At 55.7% G+C, this 14,350-nt stretch carries 14 protein-coding genes and 1 pseudogene; 2 read left to right on the forward strand and 13 right to left on the reverse strand.

Annotated features, from left to right (window positions below; translation table 11 throughout):
• Window positions 1-70: 70 nt before the first annotated feature.
• Together PMI18_RS07110 and PMI18_RS07105 are read right to left on the reverse strand one after the other, a co-directional pair.
• Window positions 71-1,972: a potassium transporter Kup gene (locus PMI18_RS07110; protein ID WP_007904576.1), complete on the reverse strand. Its 1,902-nt coding sequence runs from the start codon at window positions 1,970-1,972 to the stop codon at window positions 71-73.
• 152 nt (window positions 1,973-2,124) lie between these two features.
• Window positions 2,125-2,745, reverse strand: coding sequence for a cell wall hydrolase (locus PMI18_RS07105; RefSeq protein WP_007904577.1), 621 nt, complete (start codon window positions 2,743-2,745; stop codon window positions 2,125-2,127).
• 189 nt (window positions 2,746-2,934) lie between these two features.
• Here PMI18_RS07105 and PMI18_RS07100 point away from each other — a divergent pair, with 189 nt between their 5' ends.
• Window positions 2,935-3,786 (forward strand): CAP domain-containing protein, encoded by an 852-nt coding sequence (locus tag PMI18_RS07100; protein WP_007904578.1) that lies wholly within the window; start codon window positions 2,935-2,937, stop codon window positions 3,784-3,786.
• 35 nt (window positions 3,787-3,821) lie between these two features.
• Window positions 3,822-5,180 (forward strand): chromate efflux transporter, encoded by a 1,359-nt coding sequence (chrA, locus tag PMI18_RS07095; protein ID WP_007904580.1) that lies wholly within the window; start codon window positions 3,822-3,824, stop codon window positions 5,178-5,180.
• 16 nt (window positions 5,181-5,196) lie between these two features.
• On the opposite strand, the gene PMI18_RS07090 is transcribed toward chrA, so the two are convergent.
• The 11 genes and pseudogenes from PMI18_RS07090 to PMI18_RS0129715 all read right to left on the reverse strand — a co-directional run.
• The gene (locus PMI18_RS07090) at window positions 5,197-5,595 is read right to left on the reverse strand and encodes a DUF5329 domain-containing protein (protein WP_007904581.1); all 399 of its coding nucleotides are present in this window, start codon (window positions 5,593-5,595) and stop codon (window positions 5,197-5,199) included.
• 69 nt (window positions 5,596-5,664) lie between these two features.
• Window positions 5,665-5,892 carry a hypothetical protein gene (locus tag PMI18_RS31970; protein WP_007904582.1) on the reverse strand — a complete coding sequence of 76 codons (228 nt, stop codon included), beginning with the start codon at window positions 5,890-5,892 and terminating at the stop codon, window positions 5,665-5,667.
• Between the two features lie 177 nt (window positions 5,893-6,069).
• Window positions 6,070-6,306: a hypothetical protein gene (locus PMI18_RS07085; protein WP_007904583.1), complete on the reverse strand. Its 237-nt coding sequence runs from the start codon at window positions 6,304-6,306 to the stop codon at window positions 6,070-6,072.
• A 61-nt stretch (window positions 6,307-6,367) separates the two neighbouring features.
• Window positions 6,368-7,156 (reverse strand): DeoR/GlpR family DNA-binding transcription regulator, encoded by a 789-nt coding sequence (locus tag PMI18_RS07080; protein WP_007904584.1) that lies wholly within the window; start codon window positions 7,154-7,156, stop codon window positions 6,368-6,370.
• 192 nt (window positions 7,157-7,348) lie between these two features.
• Window positions 7,349-7,537, reverse strand: a pseudogene (locus PMI18_RS30660) (LysR substrate-binding domain-containing protein); the annotation flags it as partial.
• A gap of 689 nt (window positions 7,538-8,226) precedes the next feature.
• On the reverse strand, window positions 8,227-8,634 hold the full coding sequence (locus tag PMI18_RS07075) for a hypothetical protein (RefSeq protein ID WP_033036779.1): 408 nt from the start codon (window positions 8,632-8,634) through the stop codon (window positions 8,227-8,229).
• 310 nt (window positions 8,635-8,944) lie between these two features.
• Window positions 8,945-9,352: a hypothetical protein gene (locus PMI18_RS0129705; protein WP_033036778.1), complete on the reverse strand. Its 408-nt coding sequence runs from the start codon at window positions 9,350-9,352 to the stop codon at window positions 8,945-8,947.
• Window positions 9,353-9,616: 264 nt separating this feature from the next.
• On the reverse strand, window positions 9,617-9,886 hold the full coding sequence (locus PMI18_RS07070) for a hypothetical protein (protein ID WP_007904587.1): 270 nt from the start codon (window positions 9,884-9,886) through the stop codon (window positions 9,617-9,619).
• A gap of 12 nt (window positions 9,887-9,898) precedes the next feature.
• A complete protein-coding gene (locus tag PMI18_RS31615; RefSeq protein WP_238542618.1) occupies window positions 9,899-10,966 on the reverse strand; it encodes a hypothetical protein in 1,068 nt (355 codons plus the stop codon).
• A 168-nt stretch (window positions 10,967-11,134) separates the two neighbouring features.
• Window positions 11,135-11,560, reverse strand: coding sequence for a hypothetical protein (locus PMI18_RS07065; protein WP_238542619.1), 426 nt, complete (start codon window positions 11,558-11,560; stop codon window positions 11,135-11,137).
• Window positions 11,557-14,350: DUF637 domain-containing protein (locus PMI18_RS0129715; protein ID WP_033036782.1), on the reverse strand; the 2,794-nt coding region annotated here is incomplete at its 5' end. The genes PMI18_RS0129715 and PMI18_RS07065, both read right to left, overlap by 4 nt.

The raw sequence follows: 14,350 nt of genomic DNA on the forward strand, positions 1-14,350 counted from the left end.
GCCCGCTCCCACAGGGATTGCATTTAAGCTTAATTGTATGGCATTAGCCGCATTTGCGGTCCCATTGCGTCTACATCTCAACCTGCGTGCCCAGCTCGATCACGCGATTGAGCGGCAACTTGAAGTATTTGAGGTTGCTGTTGGCGTTCTTCAGCAAAAACGCAAACAGGCTTTCGCGCCAACGGGCCATGCCAATACGTTTGGTCGGGATGACAGTCTCCCGGCTGAGGAAGTAAGTGGTGCGCATCGGGCTGAAATCCAGCTCTTTCAAATGGCACAGGCTCAACGCCAGAGGCACGTCGGGCTCCTCGATAAAACCAAAGTGCAGACTCACTCGAAAGAACCCTTCACCATAAGCCTCGACCTCGAATCGCCGGTCCGCCGCCACGCGCGGGCTGTCTTCAGACACCACGGTAAGCAACACCACCTGCTCGTGCAGTACCTGGTTATGCAACAGGTTATGCAACAGGGCATGAGGGACCGCATCCGCCCTGGCCGTCAGAAATACCGCGGTACCCTGCACACGATGAGGTGGTTGCGAGCCGATGCTGCTGATGAACAACGGCAGCGGCAGCGAGGTTTCGTCCAGTCGCTCGACAATGATCTTTCGGCCCCGTTTCCAGGTGGTCATCAAAATGAACAGGGCAATACCAGCGATCACCGGGAACGCACCGCCCTGGAAGATCTTCGGTGCATTGGCGGCGAAGTACAGGCTGTCCACCATGAGAAAACCCAACAGCATCGGAATAGCCAGCCAGCGAGGTGTTTTCCAAAGCAGCAATACAACGGCCGAGGACAGAATGGTGGTAATCAGCATGGTCCCCGTCACCGCCACGCCATAAGCCGCCGCCAGTGCACTGGACGATTCAAAACCGATGACCAGCAACACGACGCCGACCATCAGCGCCCAGTTCACCATGCCGATATAAATCTGCCCCTGCTCCTGACTGGAGGTGTGCTGGATAAACATACGCGGCACGTAACCCAGCTGAATGGCCTGGCGAGTCAGTGAGAACGCACCGGAAATCACCGCCTGGGAGGCGATGATGGTGGCCAGTGTCGAGAGCGCGACCATCGGCAGCAACGCCCAGTCAGGTGCCAATAGATAGAACGGATTACGTACCGCTTCAGGGTTCCCGAGGATCAGCGCGCCCTGGCCAAAGTAGTTGAGTACCAAGCCTGGGAGCACCAGGATGAACCAGGCACGAGCAATGGGTTTTCGACCAAAATGGCCCATATCGGCATACAGTGCTTCGGCACCGGTCAATGCCAACACGACGGCGCCCAGAATGGCGACGCCAATGCCCGGATGAACCACGAAAAATTGCACCGCCCACGCAGGATTCAGCGCTTGCAGAACTTCCGGCCGTTGCAAGATGCCGTAAATGCCGAGTGCACCCAACACCACAAACCACAGCACCATGACCGGGCCGAACAGGATGCCGATACGAGCCGTGCCATGTTTCTGTATCAGGAACAGTGCTACCAGGACGACCACGGACAGCGGAACCACCCAATGCTCAATGCCATCGAACGCAAGCTGTAGCCCTTCAACCGCAGAGAGCACCGAGATGGCCGGGGTGATCATGCTGTCGCCGTAAAAAAGTGCCGCGCCAAACAGGCCAAGCAACACCAGCACCCTGCTCATTTTGGGATACGGCGCAGCGGCCCGACGTGCCAGTGCCGTCAAGGCCATGATGCCCCCTTCGCCCTGGTTGTCGGCACGAAGGATAAACAGCACGTACTTGATCGAGACGACCCAGATCAGTGACCAGAAGATCAACGACAGAACGCCCAGTACACCGTCGTGATTAGCCTGGACTCCGTAGTGACCGGCGAACACTTCCTTGAGGGTGTAAAGAGGGCTGGTGCCGATATCCCCATAAACCACGCCCACCGCAGCGACGAGCAAACCCACTCCCGAGGTTCTGGAATGGGATTCTTCATGGGCCGGGGTCGCTGTTTCGCTCACGGGTAGCTTCTCGATAAGGAGGAAGGATTGCACGCATTTTCATGATCAAAAAAACGCGGCAAGTATCGTCGCGAGGGAGAATATCCACCGTAAAGAATCCGTAAAATTGTACGGGTAGCACCCTCCGTCAATGATCCTCAAGCTATCCGCACCTACTTCGCCGTCCCGCCACGAGGTTTATAGAACAGGAACTTCCGAGTCTCCGCCGTCTTGGTGTATTTCTTCGCCCAGGCGGGTTTCACCGTTCTGTCGTGGAAATACAAAGCACCATGGGTTCGGTCCGTGAGTTGCTTGTTGAGCGCCTTGCGCGCGATCTCCTTGGCGAGGGCATATTGGTCGTCTTCCTTTACCTGATCCGCACGTCCGTCGCACCACCACGAAAACTGGCAGGCACCTGCTTCAGAACCTTGCTTGACCACGGCACACACCGTATCTGGAAAACCCTCGTGACCCAGCCGGTTCATGACCACATTGGCGACGGCTTCCATGTCGGCATCCGCCACACCCTTGGCTTCCCAATAAATGCTGCGTGCAAAGCAAGTAATGGCGTCGTCCAGCGGCGCGGCGCCCGCCGGATCGACCGCCTGCACTTCGGAGGTGGTGATGGCCTCGGACTTGGGTACCGGAAGTTCGCTGTCCTTCTCGGCCGCTTTCTGTTCCAGGACCTGCGCTTTGTCTTCGGCTACTTCCTGTTTTTGCTCCTGCTCAGTCGCCAACACTTGGCCGCCTAGAAGGATGATTGCGAAGCAGGTGACTACCCATTTTAATCGCATGATCGATCCTTCCGATGACACTGGCTTGAGCAATGAAACGGCGATGTTGTAGCGCTGACCTGCTGTGATTGTAGTCGTCGCAAGTCATTCCAGCCGTCTGACAATAAACGCATGTCGGCGCAAAAAGGCATTGCGTACGCAGGGGGGAGATCGCGCATCATGAGTGCAGTCCGTCCAAGGGAGATTTTCATGCGCAGCCTGTCATCCGTTTTGCATCTTGCCGTGTTGTCATTCGGGCTGGTGTTCAGCGTCGCCGCGTCGGCGACCGATGAAACGCAGCTGGTCGAGTCGATCAACGTTTACCGCAGCCAGGCGCAGCGCTGCGGTGGCCAGGCGTCTTCGGAGTTGCCACCACTGGCGAGCGATCCGCGTCTGGTCCTGTCCGCCAACAGCATCGGCGACTTGCAGCAGGCACTGGCCCGCGCGGCGTATCCGATGGTCAATGTGCAGGCGATCAGCCTGTCCGGCCCGCGTGATGCGCCGTCCGCCATGAAGGCGATTCAGGAGAGCTTCTGCCAAGTGGTGCTGGACCCGCAATTTGTCGACATCGGCGTCAGCCGCAATGGCCGTGAGTGGCGCATTGTGCTGGCGCGTCCGCTGTTGACCGGGCGATTGGGTGACTGGCAGGCGGAGGGACAGAAACTGCTTGAAGCGATGAACAGCGCCCGCGCCCAGACGCGCCAGTGCGGCACCCAAGCCTTTACCGCCACGACACCGCTGGCCTGGAACGCCACACTGGGCTCCGCGGCCGAGACCCACAGCCGGGCCATGGCCAACAATAACTATTTCGATCACAAGGACCGCGACGGCCGCACACCGGGTGATCGAGCGGAATTGGCCGGTTACGCGGGCCAGCAGGTCGGCGAGAACATCGCCGCCGGGCAAGACACCGTGCGCAAGGTGGTCGATGGCTGGCTGGCCAGCCCGGGTCATTGCGCCAACCTGATGAACCCACAATTTCGCGAGCTGGGTGCGGCTTACGCGGTGGACCCGAAGAGTGACGCAGGCATTTACTGGACGGCGATGTTTGGTACGCCGTGAAGGCTTGAATCGACAGTTGAAAAAGGAATCGTGATTTGAATAAAGCCCCCTCTTCGACCGTCGAACAGGAGCTGCCGAAGCCTGAGGCGATCAGCCTGCGAGAAGCCTTCCTGTTCTGGCTGAAGCTCGGCTTCATCAGTTTCGGCGGGCCGGCCGGACAGATTTCGATCATGCACCAGGAGTTAGTGGAGCGCCGACGTTGGATCTCGGAACGGCGTTTTCTGCATGCGCTCAACTACTGCATGTTGCTGCCCGGGCCTGAGGCTCAGCAACTGGCAACCTACATCGGTTGGCTGATGCATCGGACGTGGGGCGGCGTGATTGCCGGCGCGCTGTTTGTGCTGCCTTCGCTGTTCATCCTGATCGGGTTGTCGTGGGTATACATCGCCTTTGGCGAAGTGCCGGTGGTGGCCGGCCTTTTCTATGGGATCAAGCCTGCCGTGACCGCCATTGTGGTGCAGGCGGCCCACCGAATCGGCTCGCGGGCATTGAAGAACAACTGGTTGTGGGGAATCGCCGCGGCTTCATTCACGGCCATCTTCGTGTTCAATGTGCCCTTCCCGTTAATTGTGCTGGGCGCCGCGATCATCGGTTATGTCGGCGGACGTCTGGCGCCTGAGAGGTTTCGCACCGGGGGCCACAGCGCTACGAAAAAATCCTTCGGCCCGGCCTTGATCGACGACGACACCCCGCCTCCCGAACACGCTCGTTTCAGCAGTTTTAAATTGCTGCGCCTATTGCTCGTAGGCACGGCTTTGTGGGTATTGCCGATGGGCATTCTCACCGCACTGTTCGGCTGGGAAGGCACCCTGACCCAGATGGCCTGGTTCTTTACCAAAGCGGCGTTGCTGACATTCGGCGGCGCGTACGCCGTGTTGCCTTATGTGTATCAGGGCGCGGTCGGCCATTATGGTTGGCTGACACCTACGCAGATGATCGACGGTCTGGCGCTTGGCGAAACCACCCCCGGGCCGCTGATCATGGTGGTGGCCTTCGTCGGTTTTGTCGGCGCTTATGTTCAGCAGGTGTTCGGCCCTGATCATGTGTTCCTGGCCGGCGCCCTCGCCGCCACGCTGGTGACCTGGTTCACCTTCCTGCCTTCGTTCCTGTTCATCCTCGCCGGCGGTCCGCTGGTGGAGTCGACGCACAACGAACTCCGGCTCACCGCGCCGCTGACCGCGATTACCGCGGCGGTGGTCGGCGTGATCCTTAATCTGGCGTGTTTTTTCGGCTACCACGTGCTCTGGCCCAACGGCTTCAGCGGCCAACTCGACTGGCCTTCGGCGCTGATCGCCATTGCAGCGGCCATCGCCTTGTTCCGCTTCAAGCGGGGTGTGATCGAGGTGTTGATGGGGTGCGGGCTGATCGGGCTGGCGGTGCATCTACTGCGCTAGCCCATCAAGACGCAAATCAATGACGTTGCCGTTGTCTCAGTAGCTCGGTCTTCAGCCAGAGGCTGGCCGGTTGTACCCCCGCCGGACAGCGCACTTCATAGGCGCGGCCACTCATACTGCTCTGGGTGGCCGCAAGCTCAATGAAGTCTTCGGCGCTGTTCACCTTGTCCCTCTCTTCGAGATACTCCAGCTTCTTCTCCAGATGCGCCCGGGCCTGAGCACCTGGGTATTCACTCCCGTTGCGCACAAACCGGCACTCACTGTGCTCGACGAAGTCCAGCAAGCTGTTTATTTCCTGAGTGGCTTGAGGTGGGGTTTGTGCCTGCGCATTGGGCATTATGGCGGTCAGGCCGATACCCGCCGCGATCAGCCAGTGGCTGACATGCCGAGTGAAACGTCCAGGCAGAATTCCCATGGTTGGGCCTCGCATAACTGACAGCAGATCAGAGCGGTGGTGCCCGCTCTGAAGGCTGGCGGGCAAGTATCAATCGTCGTCGCGATCCCGATCGCGGTAACGACGGCGATCATCACGACGGTCGTAATCCCGGTCATACCCTCGATCATCACGTTGGTCATAGCCTCGATCATGGTCGCGACGGTATTCACGGCGGTGATCCCGATCATACCTGTCGTCATCTTCCCAGTGAGGAAAGCAACCTCCCAACAAGAGAGTAGCTGCAATGGCCAGGGTCATTATCGCGGTGCGCTTCATTTGAACATCCTAAAAGCAAAGGTCAGAGCTGCGGGGCTGAGTTGACGCTATCCACGAATTCAATCGAAGTGCGTGCAAACCGCAGATACGACCTTCCAGATGCTCAATGATTCCGCAATGTACTCCTTCTAGCTGGCGAGGCTGCTGCTACAAAGATTGCGATGACGGCGTTAGGCCTTACAGCGTTCTTTGGCTATTGCCGATGGTTTTGGCTTTTTCGATGGCCCAGTCCAGCGCGGCTTCCATATCCAGCAGATGCGGTGACGGATGGTTGTCCTCAACGATGGCCGAACCGTCCGGCCAGTAAACACCGATGAACATCCCCAGCGAACCGTCTCTCAATATCTCGGCCTTAACCTTGATCGTGCATCCGTTCGATAGCGTTTCCGAGTGGATCATATGGCGCTCAGTCATGGCTGCATTCCTCCCGTCGTTGCTATCAGCGTAACCCATGCAGCACTGAGCGCGATGACGCTCAAGCGTCTATCTGCACCACCTCGATCCCCAGCTTTTGATAATCCTCGACATTGCCCGAGGCCACGTGACGCTCGGTGATCAGCGTATGCACACAGTTGCAAGGCGCAACAACGAAGGGCTCCACCGCCCCCAGTTTGTCTGCGGTGGTAACCGCAATCACATGGGAAGCGCTGGCGAGCATCGCCTGCTTCACCGGTACCTCATCGAAATGCAGCGAGCTGATACCGACTTCCGGATGAATGGCGCAGACCCCGGTGAACAGCAGATCGGCCTTGATGCCCTCGATCAGTCGTAGGGTTTCATGGCCGCCGGAAGACATCGTCGCGGGATTGAGCTGACCACCGGCGACGATCACCGTGATGTCTTTGTATTCGGCCAGGGTGATCGCGATCATCGGCGACGCGGTGATGGCCGTGATGGAGATGTCGGCGGGCAGCGAACGAGCGATCTGCAGCGTGGTGCTGCCGGAATCGAAAATCACGATCTGGCCATTTTTGACGCGGCGTGCGGCGAGTTGGGCCAGGCGGGTTTTCACTTCATCGGTTTCGCCAACCCGGGTGAAGTAATCCTTGCCCGTGTCCTTGGGCCGCGGCAACGCCCCGCCGTGCACCCGCTGCACCAGCCCCGCGCTGGCCAGCTCCGACAGATCCCGGCGGATGGTGTCTTCGGACACATCGAAATGCTGGCTCAGCTCGGAGGCCATGACCTTGCCGTCGCGTTCCAGGATCAAAAGGATTTTCTGACGGCGCAGCTGCGGGAGTTCGGCGCTGGAATGCTCGGCCTGCATGGTTATGCCTGTTTTTGCGTGTTTGTGCGAGATTAGCCAAACACTGGAGTGAACACAACCGGCATGGCAGCGCAGAACCTGTGGGAGCAGGCTTGCCCGCGATGGCGGCGGCACTTACAGCATTAATGTCGCCTGACACACCACCTTCGCGGGCAAGCCCGCTCCCACAGGATTGTGGTCAACTGATGCCCCTCACAACGCACTCACAATGAACTCGCGCAGCCATTGATGCGCAGGATCACGATGAACCCGCTCGGGCCAGAGCATCGACATCTCGTAACCCGGGACATCGAGCGGTGGCTCGACCACCTCCAACGCCCCCGCATCGCGAACCAGCCGCGACGGCAGCATCGCCACCATGTCAGTGCTCTCCACTACCGACCGCTTCAGATCAGTCTGGGTTTGCAGCTCACGTCAGACAGGCAGAGCGCGATGAATCAAATGCGCGGGCGCCAACCGCAAAAGCGAGTGCCGTGAGTTAAATCGTAATGTGATCTGCAGCAGCTGCCGAAGCTTGCGTCCGGCTTGTAGCAGCTGCCGAGCTTGCGAGGCTGCGTTCGGCAGCTGCTACAAAGAACGCGTCGTGGCTGAAATGGTTTAACCGACTCGCGAATACGAAAAAGCCCGCACAAGGCGGGCTTTGGAATCGATGTAGGTGGCCAGCGCTGGTCTCTGGCTTACAAGGTTTATCGGGCCTCTCACAGAACAGGATTTTTAACTTTAGGCTGTTCTGCCTCACACGGCATAAGGGCTGGATCTCAGCGCGGAGATCTTTCTAACCGTGTACCCTTGGGAGCGCGCCCCACGCTTCCTCGCTATCCCTTTGCGCATCAGTCTGCGTCTTCACCTACAGCTTCAGAATAGCAAATCATTCGAAGCCTGGGTCGGGCTTTTTAGACCGATTCTTTTCCAAGGGAACAGCGGGAGGATTGAAAAATAATAATGGCGCGCCCTACAGGTCGAACCAGGACGACTTTAGCCGGCAGAGAACGCATCAGTGGGGTAGCGTCTGAGAGCGTCCCTGAGTTCAATCCTGATTTTCGCTTGTTCTAGCTCGCTTGGTTGTGGGACTAGCTAGCAGACGGTGCGGGATAGAAATAGCTGCTCCCGCGCAGCTGCAGACTGTATACCCAGATCCCGAAGACCAGGGCGTACTCCTTAAACATCGGGAGCGTCAGCAGGTGCACGATAGAATCGCTGCGCATCTGGCTGAGGGAGAAAGTCACACCCAATGCCAACGCTAGGATAAAGCACAACGAGCTGCTCTTTTTCCTGCCCAGTAACATCAACCCGCCTACGCACATCAGAAGCGCTACGGTACAAACATTGAGCAATACCAGGATCGAAATATCCCCTTGTCGGGTTTGTTCAAATCCTTCGTTGACCACCCAAAGACCCGCTTGAATCAAGACGATAAAGCAGTAAAAGACAGTCATGAAGACCGGGACGGGACGTGTGGTGTACCAAGGCTGAGGCATGTTTGCTTCCATAGTGAAGTTGTTCCTGGAGATTGGGCGCAGTCGCGGATTATAGGGGGTATGTTAACGTTCTTATACGAAGCATGAAAATAGGGGGGGCAGACCACGTTTATATCGAATGAGCCCTGCCCCACCCTCAGGATAAACGTGGTCTATCCCCGTTTATCTTAACTCACCAAACCAACCAAGCAATAAATAAATCAGCCCCATTTTCTTCTGAAAATGAAGACCGTAAGACGTAGTAAAAATATAAAAATGGGAATTAGTTATTCACAATCCACCCACAACTATCCACCATCAATACAACTAATTACATACCACTATATGGATCATCGACATTATCACCAAGTTCACCTTTCGCATTTTTAATCTCAGCTGCGACTTCGGACGACAGATTATCAACATCCTGATTCAGGATAAACCGGAACAACCCAACAAGACCTAGCCTTGCAGCAATAGCCATAAGACATTCAACAGCCTCCAAATCCCTCCCATTCCAACGCAAGATTAAGACCCGTTCTATTTCCTCTCTTAAAGCCCCAGCCAAAATTGTATACGTTTGCCATTGACGATCACTGAGTTCAAGAAAACCCCCTACAACCTCAGAGCTCTCACACTCACCAAGCGCACAATTATCAATAAGTTCGAGAAACTCAGCATGTAATTCATCCTCAGCCATAGAGTCTGGCAAGGAACAATAATACGAAAAATTCTTCATCCTTAAAAATCCACAGGAATATGAGTTAGAGGGCTGAAGTACTGTCCCACTCTCAGAATAAACGTGGTCTGTCCCCGGTTACACCTCCATGGTAAGTACTATCCCTTTCCTCAAAAAGAATTCCAGCAAGCTCTTCTATCTGTGCCTTTGTCGAGGCCAAGTTCAAACACTCCACACCGTATAAATCACAAGTCATCATTTGGCATCACTATGCTTGGTGCACCGTTTGTAGCTGCCGCCGACTTCACATCCAGGCGTCTACAACTAACCAGAGACGTTCAAACCGCAAGCAGAGATAAAATCACGCATAGGTATATCAAGAGAGCTACTCTCTCCAGCAGAAAGAACATCTTGCAATGTGACAATACCCTTTTCAAAATCCAGAGAAACGTCAAAGCAATTAAACTCGAACGCCCTCAGCAGAACGCTCTCTGAGCGCATCCGCTCATCAAAGGCATTTTTCAAAATAGAGCGAACGCTGTCGTCCAACTCCTGGACGACAAATCGGTCTATTAGTGTGCTGCCACTGCTCATAACCATTCCTAACTAGTACGGGAATGCAGTCTGAATCACACCATCCCGAACATTTATTTTGATTGTCGATGTTGGAGCGCCTGAGACGCTTGTTCCAATCACCTTGCCTGCGTTGTACTCAATAACGTGCCCACCTGGACCATTAGGAGTTACCTTCCCATATCTCAATGCGTTATCAACAAAACTAGAGACATCATTAACAGATGTTCCTTGCGAAAACTTACTAACATTCGCAAATCCTGAGTCAGGTCCGTGGCGATAGAATACATGCTCAATACCTGTCATCAGACCACCCTTGTTGTAAGTGCTCGCGCTCCATGATGCATCTATTTGCCTTGGAGCTGGTAATGCCTTGATCGCGTCATCTACAACAGCCCCCGTTCCTTTTACACCTGCAGCCAGAGGCAAAAGCTCAGCGGTATAGCTCAGTGCCGTCCCAACAATCAGGTCAACCCAGTATTCTGGCTCACTAAGCATATAGCCATAATGATCCAACCCGGAAGCTATCTCGCCGTTCTGCGTACGTTGAATCGATGAGGCGAGATTCAGCTTCCACGCCGGTACCGAAAGATACCCTTCCTGCCATGCCACAGGAAGCTGACGATAGAGCTCGTACTCCTTGGGCTCCATGATCAGTAGCGGTTTACCGTCTACACCTAGAATCGTGTAACTGACAGCGCTACCAGATGCATCAAGGTTCTGGATGAGACCGTTTCCAAGAGGCTGCGCAGTCACTCCTGCCATTCTCAAAATCGTAGAGCACCCTATATTTGTCGGATTTTTCCTGCAGGCATCAGTGCTCTCTTCAAAATCGCCCCAATGAGCTTGATAGTTGTACTGCGTAGCATTCGCCGCCACCGCAGCGCCAACCCCGACATCCCCACCCGAAGCCGCCGCACCTAGCACACCGACAATTTGCGATAGCGCGAGAATGTTGGCCTGGGCCTGGTTGTACTCCGCAGAACCCGGAACGAGGTTTGAAGGTAAAAGTTTGTCGCCCAGCAATCCGACCAACACTTCGTTGGCGCCACCTGCCAGCGCTCCGGTGCGGAAATCACCGCCCATCGCTTCAGCCAGCAAGCCACCCAAGCCCGCATGCAAGACAATTTTTGCTAAACCACCCTCCGGCAGGGGCAGATCTCCAATTTTTCCGGCCCCGATCGCGCCACCAATGGGAATCGGGGACAGACCACGTTTAAATCGAATGCCCCCTGCCCTACCCTCAGGATAAACGTGGCCTGCCCCCGGTTACCTTTTTATAATTGCAAATTCTTTTACAGACAACACATGAAGAATACTTTTAACCTCCACTGGCAACTCACAATACTCCCTGCATTTTTTGGGTTTAGCTATCAACTTGTAACCACCATCATCACTGACATCATGGCTAAACAACCCTCTTCTTGCCATATCAACAAATGACCGCAAGTAGCGCTCACGCTGAACACCATCATTAAATACAGGCAGGTTACTTTCAACAATTTCAACTTCAACACCACCAGTTATAGAATGAAAGTAATCATAAATCTCCTCATATTCAGAAATGGACTTTCTTACTACATCGGGAACAAAACCTCGACCTCCCGTCGCAAAATGCGCGAGCAGTCCGCCTTGGTAGGAAGCAAACCAATCTAAATCATTGATCTCTAAAAACTCCTCATCCATTTCCATCATTCAGCTCCAAATATATTAGTGCAGTTCTCACAACGAGGAACCACCTCTCCTGTTCTCGGACGAACCGCTGCAGTAAATTTGATATCGCTAAGTTTTAGACCTGGGTTGCTCAAAAGCAGTTCATTGGCAGCCCTAAACTCAGCACAGCGTCCCAGCGTATTACCACACGCGGTTTTAACCCCCAAACCACCCAAGCTATCAGCATACGCCTTTAATTCAGGCGCAATTGTACCCGGGACAGCTCCGCTCGATGTAGTGACTATTTTCCCCGTCCAAGGATCAACGGCGCCGATAACAGTTGGTGGCTTATACTTGTTACTAAAGGATCCAATATACCGTTCTAACTGATGGCTAGCATCATCAAGAAGCTTAGCAATCGACCCTGCCCTGCTTGCAGCTTCGGCATCAGTTAAAGCACTGGTAGGATTCAGATTTTTCAGATCGTCTCCAACAGCAGTGGCAGTACCCTCAGCCCGCCCAACCGTCTTGACTCCAGCCCCAAGCCCACCTGTCAAAACAATGCCAGCGATTTCTTTGTGATCCCCCAGCATCGTTACATGCGTGGCATTCACCTCATCCGTGTGGTTACTATCTTGGAAGTCCTGAATGATGGCCCGTTCTTCAGCATTCAAGTCACCGTGTGCGTCGTAGTCCTCCAGCGCTAGCGTTCCTCCTTCAGCTTCAGTCCGCTGGCCGTTGCATTCCGCAAAACCCTTGCAATCGAACAAGGCATGACCACTGGTCTTGGAGCTTATTTCGGCGTAGTGATCCTTTACTTTTTGTCGACAAACTTCCGGGTTTTCACTTCCTCGACATCCCTTCAGCTCTTTAACCAGATCGTCAACACCACGATGATTTAGATAGTTGTAAGTCGTGGCGTTCTTCGCAATATCTGCTCCCTGCTGAAGATCCCCATCCACCGCCGCTGCGGCCACAAGCCCCGTCAACTGCGACATCATTACGTGCAACTGGTCGTTGCCATCCGCAAGGCTGATCAGCTGATTCATCAGCGCTTCGTTAAGCCCCGCTGCTGCCGCGCCGGTGGCGAAATCACCGCCAGTAGCCTTCGATAGCAAGCCTCCCATCAACGCATGAGCAACGACTTTTTCAAGACTGCCTTCCGGGAACTTGATCGTAATGTCACCAATCCAGTCAAACCCGGTAGCCATGGCAACATTGCCCGCCTCCCCCACCAGTGCCGCACCGAGGTTGTCGCCAAAACTGCCGCCACCAATGGCGGTTGAGATGCTGCTGGAAATCACCGCACGGCCAGCTACCCGTGCCGCAATGTCGGTGAAGTTGGTGCTGGTGAGAATGGACTTTGTACCTTCCGATGCACCGGCAAACCAATTGGTGTCCGCGTAATCGAGCATGCCCGCGGTGAACCCGGCAATGGCGGCGCCTTTGAGGCTGTCAGCACTGAATGTTTCTTTGAACGCCGCGCCCAGATTGCCTTTGTTGCTGATGGTGCTGGTAACGGCGGTGGTCGCCAGGCTGGTGGCAACTGCGCCCCCGGCACCAGCGCTCACCAAGCCCAGCCCCGCCGGCCCCATGATGAAAGACATCAGGATGGCGATGGCGATCTTCGCCCCCGCCCCGAGACCTGAATTGTCGTACTTGAAGCTTTCGTGAATCTCCTTCACCTGACGCCAGTCGATATCGCCGCGTGCTTCGGCTTGCTTCAACCAGGCCAGTTGCGGATCGGCCTTGACCATCGCATCGATGGATTGACTGACGCTTTGCTGATCGACTTGTTTGATGTCGATGCTGATCTGGCCAGCCGCTTTGATCACCAGTCGTCCCTGGGCGACGAGTTGACTCTGACGAAGGGTTTCATCCGTGGTGCCCGAACCTTTGGCTTCAAACCAGGCCAGGTCGCCATCGCTTTTGGTATGGCTCTCGTCGTGAAGGTCCTTCACCCCTTCAAACGTAATGTTTCCACCACTGTCGAGAATGATGTCCCGATCACTGTTGAGCTTCGCAACCTGATACCGCTGATCCCCACCGCTGGACAACGTCAGATTGCCGCCAGTCTTGATCTCGGTGCCGATGTGGGTGATCTGCGTCACCTCATCGCGCTGGGTCTTTTTACTGCCCCAACCACCGCTTTTCTTCATGTCATACAGCGAGTAGTCGCGGTCTTGCGCGGCCAGCAGTTGCAGGTCGCCATCGGCGTGCAGGTAGGCTTCTTTGCCGGTGCTGATGTCGCTGGCGATCAGGGTCATGTCCTTGCCGGACTTGAGCGTGAGTTTGCCGCCGGCCTCCAGTGTGGTGCCGACCTGGCTGACGTGGTCTTCCTGTCGGGTTTCCTTTTTGTCCTTGAAGTAGGAATGCTCTTCGTCGGCAGCGGCACCGAAGAACACATCGCGCTTGGCCTCGATGGTCACGTCGCCCTTGGCGTCGATCTTGCTCGCGACCACTGCCACATCGCGGCCGGCATCGATTGTCAGGCCGGCACCGGAACTGACCTCTGCGCCGTGCTGGGTGAGGGTTGAGTCGAGGAAGTTGGTACGGCTTTCGGACTTGCGCTCCTCCACAGAGGTGATGCTGACGTCGCGCTTGGCATCGATGGCCATGTCGCCACCGCTTTTCAACACACCGCCAGTGTTGAGGACGTCGCGCCCGGCGTTGATCACCAGTTTGTTGGCGGCCTCGATGCGGGCGGCGTTGTCGACGAAGTCCCGTGCGTGGCTGTAGTCGCCAACGCTGCTGTCGTGGGAGGTCACCGTGCGCTCGTTGACGACGTCGCCGTTGGTGGTCGTGAGCGTCACATCCCGCCCGGCAATGATC

The sequence above is a fragment of the Pseudomonas sp. GM102 genome (genome assembly GCF_000282555.1).
Classification (GTDB): Bacteria; Pseudomonadota; Gammaproteobacteria; order Pseudomonadales; family Pseudomonadaceae; genus Aquipseudomonas.

Bases quoted from the DNA above. Each gene is read 5' to 3' on its own strand.
- PMI18_RS07105 (WP_007904577.1), bottom strand. From the start codon at position 2,745: ATGCGATTAAAATGGGTAGTCACCTGCTTCGCAATCATCCTTCTAGGC.
- PMI18_RS07100 (WP_007904578.1), top strand. From the start codon at position 2,935: ATGCGCAGCCTGTCATCCGTTTTGCATCTTGCCGTGTTGTCATTCGGG.
- PMI18_RS07090 (WP_007904581.1), bottom strand. From the start codon at position 5,595: ATGGGAATTCTGCCTGGACGTTTCACTCGGCATGTCAGCCACTGGCTG.
- PMI18_RS31970 (WP_007904582.1), bottom strand. From the start codon at position 5,892: ATGAAGCGCACCGCGATAATGACCCTGGCCATTGCAGCTACTCTCTTG.
- PMI18_RS07085 (WP_007904583.1), bottom strand. From the start codon at position 6,306: ATGACTGAGCGCCATATGATCCACTCGGAAACGCTATCGAACGGATGC.
- PMI18_RS07080 (WP_007904584.1), bottom strand. From the start codon at position 7,156: ATGCAGGCCGAGCATTCCAGCGCCGAACTCCCGCAGCTGCGCCGTCAG.
- PMI18_RS07075 (WP_033036779.1), bottom strand. From the start codon at position 8,634: ATGCCTCAGCCTTGGTACACCACACGTCCCGTCCCGGTCTTCATGACT.
- PMI18_RS0129705 (WP_033036778.1), bottom strand. From the start codon at position 9,352: ATGAAGAATTTTTCGTATTATTGTTCCTTGCCAGACTCTATGGCTGAG.
- PMI18_RS07070 (WP_007904587.1), bottom strand. From the start codon at position 9,886: ATGAGCAGTGGCAGCACACTAATAGACCGATTTGTCGTCCAGGAGTTG.
- PMI18_RS07065 (WP_238542619.1), bottom strand. From the start codon at position 11,560: ATGATGGAAATGGATGAGGAGTTTTTAGAGATCAATGATTTAGATTGG.